The sequence below is a fragment of the Campylobacter fetus subsp. fetus genome, assembly GCF_900475935.1.
Taxonomy (GTDB): Bacteria; Campylobacterota; Campylobacteria; order Campylobacterales; family Campylobacteraceae; genus Campylobacter; species Campylobacter fetus.
In genome coordinates, this window is the sequence record NZ_LS483431.1 from 1,248,620 (window position 1) to 1,267,578 (window position 18,959).

The following is an 18,959-nucleotide window of genomic DNA, read 5'->3' on the forward strand; positions in this document are numbered from 1 at the left end:
TTTTAAATGATACTTTACAATCAGCACTACGAGATGATCGCTATAAGCAGAGAGACGCTTAATATGTTTGGATTTAGCGATCCAACCCTATTTTTCAAAACACATAGCGATATATCGGAGTTTTTTGTAAAACATATCTCTATTTATGATAAAAATAGACATTTTATAGACCTTATATGCAATAACCCAGAATACAATATACAAAACATGGTTTTCAAACTTTATAACGGAGATATACTAAATGCTTATATGGATGTCGAAATAGTATATCAGAAATACAAAACGGAATATTTCTATAGAGTAAGCATAACTAAAACTATGCTTTATGAGAAAAATCCGACTAACTCTCAAAACTTAAACTCCGATTCTATTTTTAACTTTTCAAATTCCAATGCCCAAAGTATAGATGAAGAGCTAACAAAAGAGTATAAAGTCGATAGGATATGGTTTTGGGATACTTTTTCTTTTTCAAATATATCAAAAGATAAATTTATAAAACTTATGCATGAATTTATAAAAAAAGCCGAACATTCTTATGAAAAATTATACGAAGCAAAGTTATTTAACCAGATGGATATTATCAATAAAACGGTAAAAGATTTAGCAAATTACGCTTATGAACTAAAATTTAGTGATTTTCTGAACATTTTAATCAATATTCAAATATCTTGCAACGACGAAGAGATAAACGAGTATTTTAACAAATACAAAGACTTTATTAAAAAATTAAATGAAATCACAAAAAAAGAGATGTTATGAAGACCTTTTTTAGCACCATAAATATACTAAGGCTTATAAGCACCATTCCGCTTCTTATCATATTTTTCTTATCTAGTTTTTATCTATATAATTCATATAAAACCTATTTAAATTTGAATCAACTAAACTATGAATTTGGTATATCTCAAACATTAACAAAGCTATCAAAAGAGCTAAATCAAGAAAAAAGTATGAGCGTACTATATATGGCTACTGGAGGAATTTTTGATAGTGAAAATATAGAACAACAGAGGAAAAATTCAGATGAGCTTATAAAACAAACTCTTAAAATATATGAAAATATACCAAACGATAAAAACGCAAATATCATAAAAAATAGACTTCTTGATATAAATCGGATAAGAGATAAAATAGACTCTTTATCTATCAGCTTTGATGAGATATTTTTTGAATATTTTGAAATAATAAATAAAGCGATAGAAGAAGAACTTATGATGCTTAAAGATCATACTTTATCTCCTCATCTAACAACGTTTTTAACATCATTTACTTTAGCTTACGCAAATAGCAATTTAATAAGCACAAAAAGAGATTTTGTATCTCAAATTCTAATCCAAAATAGAGATTTTAAATCAAACGAAGTAAAAGTTTGGCTAAGTCTCATAAGAGGAGATAAATTTCATTATCAATATATTCCCGAATCTCAAGCAAAAAATATAATTGATGATATATATAACAGTATTGAATATGCAAATTTAATATCAAGACTTGAAAATTACGCAACGCAGATCATAAGAAACTCATCAAACACGGCAGAGGCGAATTTTGCTTCTTATTTTGATACAGTTAGTGATGAGTTAGCGATATCATACGAGATACAAGATATATTAAAAAATCAGATCGATTATGAGATAATAGAGTTTAAATCATCTTTTTTCAATCATGTTATCATAGGAGCTTTCATCTGGATTGTAAATATAATACTATTTATAATAGGATGTCTCACAAAAACAAGCATAAAGAAAAATATATCTGAACTCAAAAATATACTAAAACAAATAGCAAATCTAACCGATAATAAAAATATAGACCTAAGCACAAACAGCGGTATAAGCAGAGCGTACGATATGATAGCAAAAGCGCTTGAGCTTATAACAACTCAAAAACAAGCGGCAATCGATGCTAACAGATCAAAATCTGCGTTTTTAGCCAACATATCTCATGAAATAAGAACTCCTTTAAATGGGATAATAGGCTTTACGGATCTACTTAAAAACTCAAATTTAAAAAAACAAGAAAAAGAGCTTGTAGGAGTGATAGAACAAAGCAGTGAAAATTTACTTAGAATTATAAATAATATACTTGATATATCAAAGATAGAAAGCCGTAAAGTTGAGCTAGACAATGAAGTATTTTCGCCTATTAAAGAGTTTAGTAGCGCTGTGGAACTCTACTCGCAAAAAGCGTATGAAAAAGATATAGAATTTATATGTTATATCGATCCATCGCTAAACAAGCATTTAGAAGGCGATTATTTTAAAGTAAAACAAGTACTTATAAATCTTATCGGCAATGCGATTAAATTTACTCCTCAAAATGGACAAATCATAGTAGATATAACAAAATTAGATGAAAATGAAGATGGAAAAACTACAATTAAATTTAGCGTAAAAGACAACGGAATCGGAATCGATAAAAATATGCTGGAAAAAATATTTGATAGTTTCATTCAAGCAAATAAAGACATAACAAAAATTTACGGCGGCACCGGACTCGGGCTTAGCATATCAAATGAATATATAAAAATGATGGACTCGATTATCAAAGTAAAAAGCGAACTTGGAGAAGGAAGCGAGTTTAGTTTTGTTATTAAATTTAAAGGCGCAGACTCTAAGGATCAAAATTATTTTATGGATTTTGCGGGCAAAACAGTTACTGTTTTTACAACCAGAAAAGATAGTTTATATGACGAATATCTAGAAAAATACTTTGATTTTTTAGGCATTGAAACAAATATAGTATATGATAGCAATGAGCTTTTAAAATTAAACAAAGAAGATATAGTGGTTACTAAATTTAAAAACTACGCACGCCTAAAAACAGATGCATTCGTTCTGGTTTTAGCAAATACCAAAGAGATGCAAACAAGCCTAGTAGAAGATAGAAATATAAGCTTTATAAATGAGCCTCTATCTATAACTAAATTAAAAAAAGCATTAGAAAAAGCAGATTATAAAAAAAGACAAAAATCCAACGACGCATACTCTCACAAATACAATATCAGCGTTTTATTAGCAACAAATAATGAAAATAAAACCAAAGACATAGAACATATCTTAAAAGAGCTTTGCGAAAGAGTAGAAGTGGTAAATGATGCAAAAAGTGTCATTGAGTATACGCAAATAAGCCATTATGATATTATATTTTTAGATATGGTGCTAGATGAAATGAACGCTATTTTATGTGCTAAAAATATGATTCATCATGAAAAACAAAACAACTTGCCACATACTCATATTATCGGTATAGTAAATACTATTTCAAATTTAAACCAAATTAACGTAGAAAAAAACTATCTTGACGACTATATACAAAAACGCTCTTCTAAAAATGAAATATTACAAATTTTAAATAATTTTACACCGCAAAACGCGATAAATTTACGAGCTAAAATAATAGCTCCTATAAATAAAAAAGTTGAAGCCAAAGAGGAGATAGCAAATTTAAAAGACGTATTGCTGTTTAAAAAAAGCAATATAGAAAATAAAATATTCAGCACGGTTTTAAACGGATTTTGCAGTAGTGTCGATGTAGTTTGCAGCTTTGAAGAGCTAAAAGAATATCTTCAAAACTCAGCTTATAGACTAGTTTTATTGGATTACAAAATACCAAATTTTGAATCAAACCTGATATATTCATGGATAAATAGTTCAAGACAAAAATACAAAATTGATACAAAAACTATAATTTTTATCGATCCAAATGTAGAAATAGACGAGAGTTTAGATGATAAATTTGATGAAATACTCACAAGTCTTATCAATAAAACTCAGTTAGAAGCTCGTATCAAACCATATATCAAGTGAGAAAATATGAAAAAGATTAATGTTCTAGTAGTAGATGATGATGAAATAAGCCTAAAACTGCTTGAACTGATGCTAAAAAACAATCCTTTAGTAGCTCAAATCATAAAAGCAAAAAACGGACTTGAAGGGATAAATATCTTAGAAAGCAAATTTGATACTGGGCTAATTTTACTTGATTTATCTATGCCGGTAATGAACGGAATAGAATTTTTGATAAATTTAGAAAGTAGAGAGTATCTTTCTATGATACCAGTAGTTGTTATAAGCACGGACGAAACCAAAAAACAAGAGGTTTTTAAGCTAGGAGCTTATGATTTTATACTAAAACCGATCAGACAAAAAGAGCTTAACATGGTAGTAGAAAATGCGATGAATATCTTGCTTTAGTTTATTTTAATATCTTTGCCAAACTATTTTTTTACCAAATCCAAGTCTGTTATTCGTATATTTGATATAATCAATTCTTATGACATAAAGTTCCGGGTTTAGCAATTTTGCATAAGGAAATCTTTTAAAATATAGTTTTTCTAGTCGTTCATCATCTAAAAGTTTCATAACTCCGTTTGCTTGAACTCCTTCTATTTTACCGACTATTTTTGTATCTAATGCTATATTTATGGCTATATTTGGCTGATTTTTGATACTTTGTATATGTTTTGAACTTGATTTACTAGCTACTATAAACGAGTTTAAATCCGGATCATAAGCATAAAAACAGCTACAAAGATAAGGCAATCCATCGCTTATAACTCCAAGAGTCAAGATATGTATTTTATCCAAAAACTTAGATATATTTTCATCCATTTTTTATCTTTTCAAATTTAAAAATATTTTATCACAAAAGCACTTAAATATTTTTTGATTATACCGATTTAGAGCTCAAGGAGTTTTCAAATGACAACACAAAACTACGCTAATGCATCTTATAATAATTTTGCTTTTAACTTTAAAACCAGCTCCGGAGATAGTATAAACTTATCGTTATACGATAATAAAAAATTAAACTATTCAAGCCAAAAAGACGGTTCTAGCAGCTCAAAAGAGCTTACTCTTTCTCATCAATACGGATATAAATTTGAGTTCAACTCAAACGGTCTTAGTGAACAAGATAGAGCCGAAATCGCACAAGCTATGGAGGATTTAAAGCCGAAACTTGAAGATTTTATGAAAAAAATCAAAGAAAATGAACCATTTTCAGATGACACTATAACAAACTTAGCAAACTCACTTAAAAAAGATCTTCCGAATGTAAAAAGTGAAAATCAAAAAAATGCGGTATCCAGCAGTCTTTTAGATCTTTTTGATAATATAATCACTAAAAACACAGATAACAACGTGTTAGATAAAAATATCTTATATCCTGCAAATAAACTATTTGAAGAGATGCTAAAACAGATGGAGAGATTTAGCATATATGCGTAATATTGCTTTATTGTCATATTTTTTGTATAATTTATAAAAAATAGAGGAAAATTTTATGACATATATAAAGCCGATAGAAGAAATGCTTCTTTTGCAACAAAAACTAAACGATGAAACAAACGGTACAAACTGGGAAACGGGTATAACAAAAGACGGAAAACTCATAAGCTGGAAAAGATGCATCTATATGGAATGCGCGGAACTTGTAGATAGCTTTGCATGGAAACACTGGAAAGCTATAAACAAAGATCCAAATTTAGAAAACGTAACTATCGAAATAGTCGATATCTGGCATTTTATTATGAGTTTAGGACTTGAGAATTATCATACAAATAAACTCGGCGATATCCATACTTTAGCTATCGATATAAGCTCTTGCAGCGGATTTAGCGAGTTTTGCAAAGAAGCTTATAACATAAAAGAGTACAATATCTACGAGATCATAAACGATATCGAAGTTATTATAAACAGATGTAGCGGATTTGATATAAATTTTTTCGATCTTTTAAAAGACTATTTTAGACTATCGCTTAAATGTGGTGTAAATTTAAGTAGGCTTTTTGAAGTTTATATGGGGAAAAACGTACTAAATAAATTTAGACAAGATCACGGATACAAAGCCGGAACTTATAATAAAAACTGGAACGGTAAAGAAGATAACGAAGTAATGAGCCAAATTTTAGAATCAGGTATAAACTCTATGGATGAAATTTACGCAAAACTTAAGATTGAGTATAGCAAAGTTAAATGATAAATATAATAAATCTTTGCATAGGCGATTTTTTTAAGAAAAAATTTATACTATTATCGCTCTTGCCGACGGTATTTTCCGTTATCGTATTTAGTTCGCTTATGATATTTGGCGGAAGCGAACTACTTATAGCGTTAAAAAATTTAGCTAGTAACGGAGAATTTTTGGATAAAGATGGCATAGTGGCAACTATACTATCTTTTAGCATCGTAAAAGCACTTATTTTATCATCATTTTATATATTTAGCGGATTTTTCGTAATTATCTTAAGCAGTGCATTAGCAGGAATTATAGCCGGATTTTTAACACCCATAGTAACTAAATATGTAAATAAAAAATACTACAACATAAACATAGATTCTGAAGTAACAACTTCTAGAGTTATTAAAATTTCTATAATAACTTTTTTAAAGTTTATAGCTATTTTGCTAATTTGTATACCGTTTTTATTTGTTCCGTTTTTGAATTTATTTATCATAAATTTACCGTTTTTTTATCTATTTTATAAATTTATGCTCATAGATGTTGCTTCAAACTGTATGGATAAAACAATGTTTGAAATAACTATGATAAAAGGTGCTGGCTTAGGATTCGCTCTTAGCGCGATTTTATTTTACCTGCTATGCTTGATACCGTTTATAGGACTGTTTTTCCAGCTGTTTTTTGTTATGTTTTTTACGCATTTACTATTTAAAAAAAATCAAAATCAATAGGTTTCAACATTGAATAAAATATTAATTTTTCTACTCGTGTCAATACTATGTGTGCTTATGTATATAAGCAAAAGTTTTTTAGTTATAATATGCGGAGTCTGCATATTTTTATATGCCATGGTGGTTTTAGAAAGTAGCTTTTCTATGTTTACCGCTATAGAGAATTTTCTTAAAAAGGCCACTAGCAGCAGAATTTCCGGATTTGGATTTGGATTTATTACGGTTGTCATTATGCAATCAAGCGGCTTGATTAGCGTTTTAACAATATCGTTTTTAAGCGCCGGACTTATAAGCCTTGCTTCAGGACTCTCTATCATATACGGAGCAAATTTAGGTACCGTTGTAGGAGCATGGCTAGTTGCGGGACTTGGATTGAAAGTAGATATAGCATTATATGCTATGCCTCTTATCATAATAGGCGTTTTATTTATATTTAATAAATCCGAAAAATTAAAAGGCTGTGGATATTTTTTACTTAGTATAGGACTTCTGTTTTTAGGTATCGCTTACATGAAATCCGGATTTGACAACATCAAAGAAACTATAGATCTCTCAAAATACGCTATGACAGGTATAAGTGGGCTTTTGGTTTATACTTTGATCGGTCTTGGCGTAACCGTGATCTTACAAAGTTCCACAGCGACTATTACCATAGCTATAACAGCTCTTGGCGTAAATCAAATCAGCTATGAAAATGCGGTCGCTATAGCTATAGGATCAAACGTAGGAAGTACGATTATGGCGATCATCGGCTCGATAAATGCAAATCAAGAAGGCAAAAAGCTGATGGTAGCTCACGTGATATTTAACGTCACAAGCGCTATAATCACGCTGATTTTCATAAACTTTTTCATATTTATCACCGATGAAACGGCAAAAGTCATCGGCATAAGAAATGATGATTATACGATGAAACTTGCGATTTTTCATACTTATTTTAACCTTACTGGAGTTTTTATATTTTATCCATTAACTGGTTTGATGGAGAAATTTTTAAATAAATATATCAAATTTGAATACAAAAGAAGTAAAGTAGATAGAGCGTATTATCTAAATACGGATTCAATGCAGTTCAGCGATAGCGCACTTGAAGTTTTAACAAAAGAGATGAAACACCTATATGCAAACGCAAGTTCGATCATAGCAAAATCCATAAGTATAAGCAAATCCGATATAACTTCAAATTTAAGCGCAGAAGAGGTAATATCTATGCGCCAAAATCCTATACAAATAAATTTTGACGAGCTATATAACAACAGATTTAAAGAGATCTACAGTCAGATAATAGACTTCGCTATAACAGCAAGCTCAAAAGCTAAAAAAGAAGATGTAAGTAAATTTATGGATATAAGACGCGTAACGTTGATGCTAGCTGAAGCGCTAAAAGATATGAAAAACTCTCAGCCAAATATATATAAATTTATGACTTCAAACAATATAGATGCCAAAAACGAGTATGACAAATTAAGAATAAAAATGCTAAAAAGTTTAAGAATTATGGATAAAATAGCAAATATAAATGATGGAAGCAGCTTAAAAACAGAGTTAAAAGAGCTCAAACAGATATATTATGACTATGAAAAAGATGAGATAAACCTAGATACGCTTCTAGGCGGTAAAAAAATCACGAATAAAATGGCAACGTCTCTCATGAACGATACTGCCTTGATACAAAATATAACAAAAAATATGCTAAGAATAATAGAAGTTATATTTATTCACAACAATAGCAAAGAGGATTTCGAGTTTATCAAACAAAGTATAGGAGAAAGTTGAGTTTAATCAACCGTTTTTTTACACAAACTAGCTAAAATGCTATAAAACAAAAGGAGAAAAAATGAAATACAAATCAAAAGTTTATTGCAATATCTGTCTTGCAAATGACAGTGAAGAGCCAAACAAAGTTTTTATACAAGCAACTCATAAAGGTGAAATTGTCGATATATGCACATCTTGTATGCCTACGATAATACACGGCTCAGGAATTGCTATAAAAAGCAATGATGAGATTTTGGAAGAGATAAAATAAACTATTTTATCTTATATACTTTTAAATTTTACTAATTATTTTAGTTGTATCAATAATGATATAACTAAAATAACATATATTACAATTTCATACTTTATCTCAAATTTTTACTAAATTTATTTATATTTTTAGAATTTAATCCTCTATAACTATAAATTTAATCAACATTAGATTAAATTTATGTTACTATTTGTAACTAATATATTATTTATTACTATTTGTAACATATTTTGATAAAAAATATATCTCTAAATTTAATAATTACGATAGAATATGCTTAATTTTTAAATAAGGAGATAAAATGAAAGCTGAAATAGCCAACTTCAATATATTAGTAGAAATAAGAAGTCATTTCGCATGGTTTTTATTTGCAGTAGTGGCAATTTTATACTACACTTTAATGCTTCTCATAGGGCTTGCACCTGAATTCTTAGGACTCAAGATAGGTTCAAATCCTGTTAGTCTTGCCATAATAATAGGCATTTTTATAATCGTAACATGTGTTAGTTTAACAGGGCTTTATACATACGTCGCAAACACATTTTTAGATAGAGAATTTGCAGGAGCCATAGATCGTTTAGAAAAAGCCGGACTTATAAATGAAGATGGGACTTTAAAAAAGGACGATAAATGAAAAAAATACTATTTTTACCGATATTTGCCGGCTCCATTAACGCGGCCGAGATAGTAGCAGGAGAAAAAAGCGATCTAAATTTAACAGCCATAACTCTGTTTTTGATATTTGTATTTGCAACACTAATCATCACATACTTTTCAGCTAGAAAAGCTTCCGGAAGCAACTTTTACACAGCAGGCGGAGGAATTTCGGGATTTAACAACGGTATGGCGATGGCCGGAGATTTTATGAGCGCGGCATCGTTTTTAGGTATCTCGACACTTGTTTTTACAAATGGATTTGATGGACTTTTATATGCTATAGGATTTCTAGCTGGCTGGCCTGTAGTTTTGTTTTTGATAGCTGAAAAATTTAGAAATCTCGGTAAATACACATTTACGGATATAGCGGCTTTTAGATTAAAACAACGGCCTATTAGGGCTATTTCTGCTATCTCTGCTCTAGTGTGTTTATGTTTTTATCTAATAGCTCAGATGGTTGGAGCAGGCGAACTTATAAAAATGCTTTTTGGGCTAGATTATAATATCGCTGTTGTCATAGTCGGACTTCTTATGGTAGTATATGTGTTTTTTGGAGGTATGCACGCAACTACTTGGGTGCAGATAATCAAAGCGGGGCTTCTTCTAATAGGAGTTAGTATTTTAGCGTTTTTAGTACTAAAAGCAAGCAATTTTGATATTACGACTTATTTTAACGACGCTATAAAAGTACATCCAAAAGGCGAAGCCATATTAAATCCAGGTGGATTTATAACAGACTGGGTAAGTGCTGTTTCTCTTGGCATGGCTCTTATGTTCGGAACTGCAGGATTACCGCACATTTTGATGAGATTTTTTACCGTAAATTCTGCAAAAGAAGCTAGAAAAAGTACATTTTGGGCAACAATTTTTATGAGCTATTTTTATGTTTTAGTATTTATAATAGGATTTGGAGCTATAGCATTTTTAACAGGAAAAGATGTTATGGGCGGAACAAATATGATAAGTATAGAATTAGCTAGAATCCTTGGTGGAAATGCATTTTACGGCTTTATTTGTGCAGTTGCTTTTGCAACTATACTTGCAGTTGTTTCAGGACTAACTATAAGTGGAGCAAACGCCATAGCACACGACCTGTATGCAAATGTTATAAAACATGGAAAAGTATCTATGGAAAGTGAGTTAAAAATAGGAAAAATAGCAACTATAGGTATAGGAATATTTGCCATATTTCTTGGTATAATTTTTCAAGGTCAAAATGTAGCATTTATGGTAGGACTTGCTTTTGCTATAGCCGCAAGCGTAAATTTTCCTATACTATTTTACTCTATATATTGGAAAGATCTTACTACAAAAGGCGCATTTTGGGGCGGACTTATAGGGCTTTTAACCGTAGTCGGACTAACTATTTTAGGACCTGGAATCTGGGTAAAAAGTTTCGGATTTGAAGAGGCTATATTTCCGTATAAAGATCCGGCTATTTTTTCTATGCCAGTAACATTTATACTTGTGTATTTGATATCTAAATTTGATAATTCATATAGAGCAAAGATCGATAGAAGCGGATTTGAAGCTCAGTATTTCAGAGCGCAAAGCGGAATAGGAGCCAACAAAGAAGCTACTCATTAAATTTTGGTCAGCAAACTGCTGACCAAATACGAATTTAACATACAAAACCATGAAGTCGCTTTAATTCACTATCAATAGGTTTTTTATTACCTTGCTCATCTACGCTTACGTACGTTACTTCAGCAGTAGTAACAGGAACGCACTCTACAAAGCCTCCATCATTTAAACGCTGAACAACTACTTTTACGACCGTTGTTATAGATGTATTTCCAACACTAACAACTTTTGCATAGCAGCTTACTATATCACCTATGAAAACAGGTTCTTTAAAGATGACTTCTTTCATAGATATAGTTACAACTCTAGTTGGAGCTAGCTCTCTAGCAGCGATTGAACCGGCGAGGTCGATTTGAGACAAAATCCACCCGCCAAATATATTTCCAGCCGGATTAGTATCACTAGGCATAGCGACAATTTTTATACGTGGCTCGCCCATATCTTTCATCATTATTTTTCCTTTACAAACAAATTTTGAATGACTGAATTTTATCTAAAATTTATTAATAACATTTTAAATTTAAAAAAAATTACTATTTAACATAAATAATATAATCCTTATAGCCCTCCTTTTCCATATCTTCAAGCGGTATAAACTTCAAAGAAGCGCCGTTTATGCAGTATCTTAGCCCTCCTTTATCTTTTGGGCCGTCGGTAAAAACGTGACCTAAATGACTGTTAGCAAGGTTTGAAGTGACTTCTACTCTTTCCATGCCATGGCTTAAATCGCGATTATATCCAAGCGCGTCAGTCGTGATAGGTTTCGTAAAACTCGGCCAGCCGCATCCTGCGTCAAATTTATCGCTTGAACTAAAAAGTGGTTTTTTGCTCACGATATCTACGTAAATTCCTTTTTTATCGAATTTATCATACTCGCTGCTATAAGGTCGCTCCGTAGCTTTTTCTTGAGTTACTGAGTACTGTAAATCAGATAATTTTGCCTTAAGTTCATCTTTTGAAGGCGCTTTAAATTTGCTTTCATTATAAAGCGGCTTGTCTGCAAGGCTTAGATCTACATGGCAGTAACCGCCTGGATTTTTATCTAAATATTTTTGATGATAATCTTCGGCTAAAACATAATTCTTAAGCGGTTCTACTTCTACTGCGATCTTTTTATCATATTTTGTCTGTTCGTGTTTTATAAATTCAGATATCGAGTTTTTTAAGCTACTATCATTATAATAAATTCCAGTTCTATACTGAGAACCAACGTCATTTCCTTGTTTATTTACCGAAAACGGATCTATTATCCTAAAATAATGAGCCAAAATCTCAGCCAAACTTACTATATTTTCATCAAATGTTATATGAACAGTTTCTGCGTGACCTGAGTAATGAAGTGAGTGGTAATCAGTCTTGTCGCTCTTGCCATTTGCATATCCAACATCGGTTTTTATGACTCCTCGTATCTTATCAAAATACGCTTGAGTTCCCCAAAAGCAACCTCCTGCTAGATATATATCTTTTAAATTTCTCATATCGTTCTCCTTTGCATTTAAAAACAGCGCCATAAATATAGTCGCCACCACAAACAATATTTTTTTCATTTTTCCCCTTTTTTTAGTTTAAATTTAAATGATTTTAACACTACTTTTTAAATAAGATTTTAGCACTATATAAACATGAATTTTAGCATTAAGATTTGAAATTTAGTAAGTTGTTTAAAAATATTAAGCAATTTAGTGATAAAATTTATCAAAAATATATTTATTAAGGATAAAAATGAATGATTTCGCAGCTTTAAATAAGCTGGTAAAAAAACAAAAAAATGAGTTAAACTATTTATATAAAAATATGGACAACGAGATAGTTTCAAAAGCCCTAAATTTGTGCTCTTTAGATAGTTCTAGCGTCAATAAAATAGCGGTTTTGAGACGGATCGTAGATTTAAAAGAAGAAGGAATCATAAACGAGCTTAAAAACAGTGGTAAAAACGAGGAAGAGATAGATATCATAAAAGCTAAAATGTATGATTTTGTAAGCGAGTTTTATATAAATCGCCACTTAAATTTGATAAACGAGGTAGAAGAAAAAGGCATTTTAGAGCCGTTTTATCTAGAACTTATTAAGTCGGTACATCGCATCGGCGTATCTCTAAGCAAAATGCAAAAAACATGGCAAAAAAGCATCATAGAGACTACAAACAGAGAATTTGAAACCAAATTTGAAAGTATCGCAAAAGCAAACGAGTTTATCACCAAAAACAAACTTTATCAGATAAATCCGGATAATTCACGCTGCGATAGGGTTTATGGCGCAGTTATAAAAAACGGTGAGAATTATAGGCTAGTGCCTTACGCAGTGTCTTTTAAAGACGAGATGAAAAGCGTAAAAGACGCTTTTGAAACTAGTCTAGCAAATTTAGAAAAATTAAGCAAAATAAAAGAAGATGAAAGCTATGTAATATACTTAACAAAGCTAAAAAACGCATTTTTACAAACGGATAATGATCTTGTGATAGCTAGCTGGCAAGATGCTGAGCGTGCATGGATGGATACTAAAGGCAAAATTCAGATCGGTCATCCCTTAGAGTATTACGAAGACGCTTATACTCACGCAGTAGCGCTCGAATGGGACATCAGACTAGTTGATGATCTAAGTATCGATGAGACTAAATTTAAAAATAGCATAAAAGAAAGCTTTGACGAGATCTACTCAAAAACCGGCGTAGAAAACCAAAATATGGTAAATTTAGTACATTCAAACATAGATAAAACCCAGCTTTATATATCAGGACCTATGGTGTATTACGCTGCTGAGTTCAACGGTCTTTTTTCGGCGCAAGTCGTACCAAATGATGAGATAGTTAGCCGTGAGTGCGGCAAAAAGATATTTGCTTTTGTAAATTTCGTATATGAAAGCACAAAGGCTAAGCCTTTTATGAAATTGGCAAGCGAAATTTTTGATAAAAATTTCTTGGATTTTGGTAGAGAAATTTTGTATAAAAAGCCTGAAATTTGGAAAAAAGTCTATGAGATCTCAACTATCGGACATGAGTTTGGACATATTTTATTTATAGATAGTGACACGGAAAGCGCTATGAACAAAAGTGGAGAGTTTAAATTCATAGAAGAATACAAAGCTACTACTGGTGGACTTATAAATTTCTTTTTACATGAAGACGATACTTATAAAATGGCCGTATTTCACGAGCTTATCAAAAGAAGCGTCGGACTCATAGCGTGGCAAAAAGTCACCGAAACAAGGGCGTATTATTGCGAGGGGCTCATCCATCTAAGCTTACTTTTTAGATCCGGAGTTTTAAAATTTGATGGTAAAAAACTGCAGATAGACTTCACTCAAAACGGCTATCAAAACTTTAAAAATGAAGTTATGAAAAACTACATAAATCTAGCAACGCATTATTCAAACAAGCTTAACGCAGGAGAGTTTTTGGCTAAATTTGCTAAGTTTGAAGGCGAAATTTACCTACCGAAAAATGTAGAAACGCTAGAATTTGTGAAGTTCTACTACCAAAAATATGAAAAAATGGCAAACGAGATCGATGATAGCGGCGAATGGCAAAGATGGCAGCAAGCATAAATGTTAAATTTAAAGCAAATCAAAGCAAATTTAAAATATAATTACGCGTTTTAAGTTCTAAGTAGGGAATTTATCCGAACTAACTTAAACATAAAATTTTAGGAGCATTTATGAAAAAAGTTCTTTTTCTTGTAGTAGCTTTAGCAAGTTTTGCTTTTGGTGCCGATGGCGAACAAATCAAAGCATTTTCAGTTGTAGCAGCCGGCATCGGTCTTGGTGTTGCGGCACTTGGTGGAGCTATCGGTATGGGACATACTGCAGCAGCAACTATCCTTGGAACAGCTAGAAACCCAGGTCTTGGCGGAAAGCTTTTAACTACGATGTTTATCGCTCTTGCGATGATCGAAGCGCAAGTTATCTATGCACTTGTTATCGCTCTTATCGCACTTTACGCTAACCCATTTTTAGGTTAATTTTAGCCCCGAATGGGGCTTTTGCTCTACTGCGATCATGGTGGAATTGGTAGACACGCTATCTTGAGGGGGTAGTGCCGCTACGGTGTGCGAGTTCGAGTCTCGCTGATCGCACCATTACTAACACAATCATGATACGAAATATTACCCTATTTTTCATTGCGGCATTTTTTGAAATACTTGGATGCTTTGCTTTTTGGCTCTATTTTAGAGATTATAAAACCCATTGGTGGCTTGCACTCGGAGTTATTTCACTTCTGATTTTTGCTTATACTTTAACTAAAATAGACATATCTCACGCTGGAAGAATTTACGCTATTTATGGTGGAATTTATATCATAAGCTCTCTTGCTTGGTTAGCTTTGGTAGAAAAAGAGAGCTTTAATATATGGGATATTTTAGGTTCATTTTTAGCACTTCTTGGAGCTTTTGTAATATTTTTTGGAAACTCAAAATAGATCAAACCTTAAATCACTGATCAAGTACGATCAAAAATCAAACAACTCAGATAAAAAGCTCTCCTTTTTCTTTTTTCTATATCCGTCTTGATAATATTTATCGCTATATCTGCTATCTCTATGGCTGTTATATTCATCTTTATGATTTTGTTTGTCAAAATACTCTATTTGACCATTTTGTTTTGGCTCTACAGCGCCGCTTCTTTCTATAATTTTATCAAGCTCACCGCGATCAAGCCAAACTCCTCTACAAGATGGACAGTAATCTATCTCCACACCTTGCCTCTCACTCATCATAAGATTCTGATCTGCACAGACCGGACACTTCATTTTATCTCCTTAAAAATCAAATTTATAAAATAATACCAAGAAATTTTTAACCAACGGATATAAAAAATGATAGATATTTACAGCATACGGATATAAAATTTGAAAAAACGTAGTAAAATAACTCTATACCAGGAGGTTTTATGGATTATAGAGATGAAATTTTAAAACTAATACTTAAAACAAAAGCAAACTATGGAGAAATACAAACCGATATAAAACAGCTTAGTTTTTATACGGCCATAAAACCTACCGAATTTTTAAATACTATATATGAGCCATCGATTTGCGTGATAATTCAAGGTCAAAAAGCAGTAGGTTTTGGAAATGATCTTTATAGTTACAACCCCCACAAATACTTACTTGCGACTACATACATACCAGCAAGAATTCAAATAGAAAAAGCCTCTAAAGATCAGCCATATATCTCTTTAGTCATCAAACTTAAGCCAGAAAGTATATATGAGGTTATAAAAGAAGTTGGTGATTTTAAGATCCAAAATAAAAAAAATATAAAAAACGGATTATGCTTTAGTGACCTTGACGACACACTTTTAGAGGCTATTGCGAAATTTGTTAAACTGATAGAAAAGCCAAAAAATGACGCGGAATTTCTATCGAATTTAATTTTAAAAGAGATTATATATCTTATTTTAAAGCAAAATGGAGATTTATTAAAACAATATATTTTAGAAGGAAATCTGGCAAATCAAATTTCAAGAGCAATTATGGCTATAAAAAACAGCTTTAATGAAAATATAAATATGAAAAAATTATCAAAAGAAATCGGTATAAGCGAATCGCTTTTATATCAAAATTTCAAAAAAATAACTTCATTAAGCCCTTTACAATTTCAGAAAAAGATACGTTTAGAAGAAGCAAAAAACCTTCTCATATCTACAAATTTAGAAGCATCGCAAATCGCTTTTAAAGTCGGCTATGAAAGCCCATCTCAATTTAGCAGAGAGTACGCAAGAATGTTTGGAATGTCTCCAAAAGCACACTGCAATTTTCTAAGAGATAGCATAAACTTGTAGAATCAGGCAATCAATATGGAATATTTTTCTATCCGAAAATCAAAAGAAACAGTATAATTATCAAAATAAAAATTCAGATCAAGGAGAGAAAAATGGTAAATTTTTCATATTGCAACCCGACAAGAATAGAATTCGGTAAAGGTAAAGAAAATAGTATTGGCGAGTATTTGAACGAGTATGGCGCAAAAAATGTTTTGATACTTTTTGGCAGCGATAGAGTGAAAAAAGACGGACTTTTCGATAAAGTAACCGCTAGTTTAACTAAATTCGGTATCAAATTTAGCGAACTAGGCGACATCGTAAGCAATCCGGTTTTAAGTAAAGTTTATGAAGCTATAAATTTAGCTAGAAAAAACGGTGTAGATAGCGTGCTTGCCATAGGCGGCGGCTCTGTGCTAGACACTGCAAAAAGCGTAGCTGCCGGAGCAAAATACGATGGCGACGTATGGGATCTATTTTTAGCAAAAGCACCGATAAAAGATGCACTCATGGTATTTGACATCATGACTTTAGCGGCGACTGGAAGCGAAATGAACTCATTTGCCGTTGTAACAAACGAAGATACAAAAGAAAAAATATCCATAACTTCAAGCCTTGTAAATCCAAAAGTTTCAGTCATAAATCCAGAACTTATGAAATCAATCTCTAAAAACTACCTTGTATATTCGGCTGCAGATATCATCGCTCACAGTATCGAAGGGTATTTGACCGCAACTCATCATCCAGAGATCATCAGTAAATTAGTAGAAGCAAACATCTCAACTATCATCAAAACAACAGAAATTTTACTAGCAGATCCAGACAACTATGACGCTAGAGCCGAGTTTGCATGGGCTGCGACCTGTGCACTAAATGGCACTACTTACGTGGGCGTCGGTGGTTACTCTTATCCAAATCATATGATAGAGCACTCTATTTCAGCACTTTATGGCGTTCCACACGGCGCCGGACTTTCAGTCGTTATGCCTGCTTGGATGAAATGGTACAAAGATAAAAATGAAGCGCAATTTAGTAGATTTGCAAAAGTTATTTTTGGTAAAAATAGTGCGGATGAAGGTATAGAAGCCTTAAAGACTTGGTTTGCAAAGATAGGAACTCCTACAAAACTAAGAGATTTTGGACTTGATATGAGCGTGAGCGACATCACTACTGCGGCGCTTCATCACGCAAAAGCCTTTGGTATAGCCGATATCTATACAAAAGACGTACTTGAAGAGATACTAAATTTAGCCTACTAAAACGATTTTGCACCAAATTCGGTGCAAATTCCACTACAATATAAAAAAAATAGAAGAAATTTGATATGATACTTCCAAATGATCTACTGCATAAATATAAATTTATAGGCGATGATGAGCTGCTATTGTTAATACACAGCTCTGAGATAACAAATTTAAAATACCAAGCCAAATTTGAAAAAATGCGGTAATCTTTGTAAAAAACGGTAAAAAATAGTTTATACAAGCAAAAAGAGTACGGTATAAACTATGGAGATATTCTTTTTCTACCTTCAAAAAGTTATACTCTTAGCGATATAAAAGCAAAAAATGGATATGAGTGGTTTTAGTAGGAAATTTAAAACACTGTTTAAAATCAGCCCAAAAGAGTGGATAGATAATAAAAGATTTGATCTAGCATTATATCTTATAAAAAACTCCGATAAAAATATAAATCAGATCTGCTTAGAGTGTGGATTTAGCTCACCTGCTTGGTTTATAGCTAGGTTTAAAAAGAAATTTAACTTAACTCCAAATGAACTTAAAAAGTCAAATAACTTATATAATCTACCATAAAAATTATACAAATAATATCAAATTTCTTATTTAATCTTTTTAAATTTAATCAAATTTAAAAAGGAAAAACAGTGAGAAAAACATTAATCGCAATCAGTTGCACAACATTGATAGGCTTAAGTTTGCACGCAAAACCACAAATCATAAAAGAGATAGAAGGATTTAGTCATCCAAAAAGTGTATTTGTCTATGACGGTAATATTTTTGTCCCAAACGTAGGTGAAAAGATAGAGCCGCTTGCTAAAGACGGTGACGGATTTATCTCAAAGCTGGATTATGATGGAAATATATTGCAAAAAGCTTTCATTAGAGATATAAATGTGCCAAAAGGTCTATTTATATAAGACGGCAAACTCTACGTTCTTGATATAGACGAACTAAAAGTTTTTGACGTAAATAGCGTAAAGCCCGTATTTTCCATCAAAA

The 18,959-nt window shown here is 31.8% G+C and carries 22 protein-coding genes and 1 tRNA gene; 19 read left to right on the top strand and 4 right to left on the bottom strand.

The window, feature by feature from the left end:
* Nucleotides 1–6 precede the first annotated feature (6 nt).
* The 3 genes from DQN38_RS06210 to DQN38_RS06220 are packed head-to-tail and all read left to right on the top strand — an operon-like array spanning nucleotide 7 to nucleotide 4,193.
* Nucleotides 7–759, top strand: coding sequence for a hypothetical protein (locus DQN38_RS06210; RefSeq protein ID WP_170117945.1), 753 nt, complete (start codon nucleotides 7–9; stop codon nucleotides 757–759).
* Nucleotides 756–3,806 (top strand): ATP-binding protein, encoded by a 3,051-nt coding sequence (locus DQN38_RS06215; RefSeq protein ID WP_038453877.1) that lies wholly within the window; start codon nucleotides 756–758, stop codon nucleotides 3,804–3,806. Before DQN38_RS06210 ends, DQN38_RS06215 begins: the two co-directional genes overlap by 4 nt.
* 6 nt (nucleotides 3,807–3,812) lie before the next feature.
* A complete protein-coding gene (locus DQN38_RS06220) occupies nucleotides 3,813–4,193 on the top strand; it encodes a response regulator (RefSeq protein WP_011732143.1) in 381 nt (126 codons plus the stop codon).
* Between the two features lie 6 nt (nucleotides 4,194–4,199).
* On the opposite strand, the gene DQN38_RS06225 is transcribed toward DQN38_RS06220, so the two are convergent.
* Nucleotides 4,200–4,610 (bottom strand): pyridoxamine 5'-phosphate oxidase family protein, encoded by a 411-nt coding sequence (locus DQN38_RS06225; RefSeq protein ID WP_065843919.1) that lies wholly within the window; start codon nucleotides 4,608–4,610, stop codon nucleotides 4,200–4,202.
* A 90-nt stretch (nucleotides 4,611–4,700) separates the two neighbouring features.
* On the opposite strand from DQN38_RS06225, the gene DQN38_RS06230 reads away from it, so the two are divergent.
* The 7 genes from DQN38_RS06230 (at nucleotide 4,701) to DQN38_RS06260 (ending at nucleotide 10,965) form a co-directional block, all read left to right on the top strand.
* Nucleotides 4,701–5,228: a hypothetical protein gene (locus tag DQN38_RS06230; protein WP_002850062.1), complete on the top strand. Its 528-nt coding sequence runs from the start codon at nucleotides 4,701–4,703 to the stop codon at nucleotides 5,226–5,228.
* A gap of 55 nt (nucleotides 5,229–5,283) precedes the next feature.
* On the top strand, nucleotides 5,284–5,979 hold the full coding sequence (gene dut, locus DQN38_RS06235) for a dUTPase (RefSeq protein ID WP_002850064.1): 696 nt from the start codon (nucleotides 5,284–5,286) through the stop codon (nucleotides 5,977–5,979).
* On the top strand, nucleotides 5,976–6,692 hold the full coding sequence (locus tag DQN38_RS06240; protein WP_002850066.1) for an EI24 domain-containing protein: 717 nt from the start codon (nucleotides 5,976–5,978) through the stop codon (nucleotides 6,690–6,692). Before dut ends, DQN38_RS06240 begins: the two co-directional genes overlap by 4 nt.
* Nucleotides 6,693–6,749: 57 nt before the next feature.
* On the top strand, nucleotides 6,750–8,468 hold the full coding sequence (locus DQN38_RS06245; RefSeq protein ID WP_170117946.1) for a Na/Pi cotransporter family protein: 1,719 nt from the start codon (nucleotides 6,750–6,752) through the stop codon (nucleotides 8,466–8,468).
* Between the two features lie 61 nt (nucleotides 8,469–8,529).
* Complete coding sequence (locus DQN38_RS06250) at nucleotides 8,530–8,721, top strand: hypothetical protein (RefSeq protein ID WP_002850070.1); 192 nt, start codon at nucleotides 8,530–8,532, stop codon at nucleotides 8,719–8,721.
* A gap of 301 nt (nucleotides 8,722–9,022) precedes the next feature.
* On the top strand, nucleotides 9,023–9,355 hold the full coding sequence (locus DQN38_RS06255) for a DUF485 domain-containing protein (RefSeq protein WP_002850072.1): 333 nt from the start codon (nucleotides 9,023–9,025) through the stop codon (nucleotides 9,353–9,355).
* Nucleotides 9,352–10,965: a cation acetate symporter gene (locus tag DQN38_RS06260; protein WP_065843921.1), complete on the top strand. Its 1,614-nt coding sequence runs from the start codon at nucleotides 9,352–9,354 to the stop codon at nucleotides 10,963–10,965. The genes DQN38_RS06255 and DQN38_RS06260 overlap by 4 nt, the downstream gene beginning before the upstream one ends.
* 34 nt (nucleotides 10,966–10,999) lie before the next feature.
* Here the strand turns inward: DQN38_RS06260 and DQN38_RS06265 are convergent, their stop codons facing one another.
* Nucleotides 11,000–11,410, bottom strand: coding sequence for an acyl-CoA thioesterase (locus DQN38_RS06265; protein WP_002850076.1), 411 nt, complete (start codon nucleotides 11,408–11,410; stop codon nucleotides 11,000–11,002).
* 85 nt (nucleotides 11,411–11,495) lie between these two features.
* Complete coding sequence (gene msrB / locus DQN38_RS06270; RefSeq protein WP_111738218.1) at nucleotides 11,496–12,509, bottom strand: peptide-methionine (R)-S-oxide reductase MsrB; 1,014 nt, start codon at nucleotides 12,507–12,509, stop codon at nucleotides 11,496–11,498.
* Nucleotides 12,510–12,684: 175 nt separating this feature from the next.
* On the opposite strand from msrB, the gene ciaB reads away from it, so the two are divergent.
* From ciaB to DQN38_RS06290, 4 genes are all read left to right on the top strand, one after another.
* On the top strand, nucleotides 12,685–14,505 hold the full coding sequence (gene ciaB, locus DQN38_RS06275) for an invasion protein CiaB (protein ID WP_065843922.1): 1,821 nt from the start codon (nucleotides 12,685–12,687) through the stop codon (nucleotides 14,503–14,505).
* 110 nt (nucleotides 14,506–14,615) lie between these two features.
* Nucleotides 14,616–14,918, top strand: coding sequence for a F0F1 ATP synthase subunit C (locus tag DQN38_RS06280; protein WP_002850080.1), 303 nt, complete (start codon nucleotides 14,616–14,618; stop codon nucleotides 14,916–14,918).
* 31 nt (nucleotides 14,919–14,949) lie between these two features.
* Nucleotides 14,950–15,035, top strand: a tRNA-Leu gene (locus DQN38_RS06285).
* A gap of 14 nt (nucleotides 15,036–15,049) precedes the next feature.
* Nucleotides 15,050–15,376, top strand: a complete 327-nt coding sequence (locus tag DQN38_RS06290; protein WP_024305165.1) for a YnfA family protein — start codon at nucleotides 15,050–15,052, stop codon at nucleotides 15,374–15,376.
* Nucleotides 15,377–15,406: 30 nt separating this feature from the next.
* On the opposite strand, the gene DQN38_RS06295 is transcribed toward DQN38_RS06290, so the two are convergent.
* Nucleotides 15,407–15,706: a TFIIB-type zinc ribbon-containing protein gene (locus DQN38_RS06295; RefSeq protein ID WP_065843923.1), complete on the bottom strand. Its 300-nt coding sequence runs from the start codon at nucleotides 15,704–15,706 to the stop codon at nucleotides 15,407–15,409.
* A gap of 140 nt (nucleotides 15,707–15,846) precedes the next feature.
* Between DQN38_RS06295 and DQN38_RS06300 the strand changes: the two genes are divergently transcribed.
* The 5 genes from DQN38_RS06300 (at nucleotide 15,847) to DQN38_RS06315 (ending at nucleotide 18,877) form a co-directional block, all read left to right on the top strand.
* Nucleotides 15,847–16,740: an AraC family transcriptional regulator gene (locus tag DQN38_RS06300; RefSeq protein WP_011732147.1), complete on the top strand. Its 894-nt coding sequence runs from the start codon at nucleotides 15,847–15,849 to the stop codon at nucleotides 16,738–16,740.
* A 92-nt stretch (nucleotides 16,741–16,832) separates the two neighbouring features.
* Nucleotides 16,833–17,978, top strand: coding sequence for an iron-containing alcohol dehydrogenase (locus DQN38_RS06305; protein ID WP_065843924.1), 1,146 nt, complete (start codon nucleotides 16,833–16,835; stop codon nucleotides 17,976–17,978).
* A gap of 65 nt (nucleotides 17,979–18,043) precedes the next feature.
* Nucleotides 18,044–18,169, top strand: coding sequence for a hypothetical protein (locus DQN38_RS09150; protein ID WP_011732149.1), 126 nt, complete (start codon nucleotides 18,044–18,046; stop codon nucleotides 18,167–18,169).
* A gap of 124 nt (nucleotides 18,170–18,293) precedes the next feature.
* Nucleotides 18,294–18,533, top strand: coding sequence for a helix-turn-helix domain-containing protein (locus DQN38_RS06310; protein ID WP_158004955.1), 240 nt, complete (start codon nucleotides 18,294–18,296; stop codon nucleotides 18,531–18,533).
* Nucleotides 18,534–18,604: 71 nt separating this feature from the next.
* On the top strand, nucleotides 18,605–18,877 hold the full coding sequence (locus tag DQN38_RS06315) for a hypothetical protein (RefSeq protein ID WP_170117947.1): 273 nt from the start codon (nucleotides 18,605–18,607) through the stop codon (nucleotides 18,875–18,877).
* The last annotated feature ends 82 nt before the right edge of the window (nucleotides 18,878–18,959 follow it).

Excerpts from the sequence above, each read along its gene's own strand:
- DQN38_RS06210 (WP_170117945.1), top strand. The coding sequence starts at position 7 with ATGATACTTTACAATCAGCACTACGAGATGATCGCTATAAGCAGAGAG.
- DQN38_RS06215 (WP_038453877.1), top strand. The coding sequence starts at position 756 with ATGAAGACCTTTTTTAGCACCATAAATATACTAAGGCTTATAAGCACC.
- DQN38_RS06220 (WP_011732143.1), top strand. The coding sequence starts at position 3,813 with ATGAAAAAGATTAATGTTCTAGTAGTAGATGATGATGAAATAAGCCTA.
- DQN38_RS06225 (WP_065843919.1), bottom strand. The coding sequence starts at position 4,610 with ATGGATGAAAATATATCTAAGTTTTTGGATAAAATACATATCTTGACT.
- DQN38_RS06230 (WP_002850062.1), top strand. The coding sequence starts at position 4,701 with ATGACAACACAAAACTACGCTAATGCATCTTATAATAATTTTGCTTTT.
- dut (WP_002850064.1), top strand. The coding sequence starts at position 5,284 with ATGACATATATAAAGCCGATAGAAGAAATGCTTCTTTTGCAACAAAAA.
- DQN38_RS06240 (WP_002850066.1), top strand. The coding sequence starts at position 5,976 with ATGATAAATATAATAAATCTTTGCATAGGCGATTTTTTTAAGAAAAAA.
- DQN38_RS06245 (WP_170117946.1), top strand. The coding sequence starts at position 6,750 with ATGTATATAAGCAAAAGTTTTTTAGTTATAATATGCGGAGTCTGCATA.
- DQN38_RS06250 (WP_002850070.1), top strand. The coding sequence starts at position 8,530 with ATGAAATACAAATCAAAAGTTTATTGCAATATCTGTCTTGCAAATGAC.
- DQN38_RS06255 (WP_002850072.1), top strand. The coding sequence starts at position 9,023 with ATGAAAGCTGAAATAGCCAACTTCAATATATTAGTAGAAATAAGAAGT.
- DQN38_RS06260 (WP_065843921.1), top strand. The coding sequence starts at position 9,352 with ATGAAAAAAATACTATTTTTACCGATATTTGCCGGCTCCATTAACGCG.
- DQN38_RS06265 (WP_002850076.1), bottom strand. The coding sequence starts at position 11,410 with ATGAAAGATATGGGCGAGCCACGTATAAAAATTGTCGCTATGCCTAGT.
- msrB (WP_111738218.1), bottom strand. The coding sequence starts at position 12,509 with ATGAAAAAAATATTGTTTGTGGTGGCGACTATATTTATGGCGCTGTTT.
- ciaB (WP_065843922.1), top strand. The coding sequence starts at position 12,685 with ATGAATGATTTCGCAGCTTTAAATAAGCTGGTAAAAAAACAAAAAAAT.
- DQN38_RS06280 (WP_002850080.1), top strand. The coding sequence starts at position 14,616 with ATGAAAAAAGTTCTTTTTCTTGTAGTAGCTTTAGCAAGTTTTGCTTTT.
- DQN38_RS06290 (WP_024305165.1), top strand. The coding sequence starts at position 15,050 with ATGATACGAAATATTACCCTATTTTTCATTGCGGCATTTTTTGAAATA.
- DQN38_RS06295 (WP_065843923.1), bottom strand. The coding sequence starts at position 15,706 with ATGAAGTGTCCGGTCTGTGCAGATCAGAATCTTATGATGAGTGAGAGG.
- DQN38_RS06300 (WP_011732147.1), top strand. The coding sequence starts at position 15,847 with ATGGATTATAGAGATGAAATTTTAAAACTAATACTTAAAACAAAAGCA.
- DQN38_RS06305 (WP_065843924.1), top strand. The coding sequence starts at position 16,833 with ATGGTAAATTTTTCATATTGCAACCCGACAAGAATAGAATTCGGTAAA.
- DQN38_RS09150 (WP_011732149.1), top strand. The coding sequence starts at position 18,044 with ATGATACTTCCAAATGATCTACTGCATAAATATAAATTTATAGGCGAT.
- DQN38_RS06310 (WP_158004955.1), top strand. The coding sequence starts at position 18,294 with ATGAGTGGTTTTAGTAGGAAATTTAAAACACTGTTTAAAATCAGCCCA.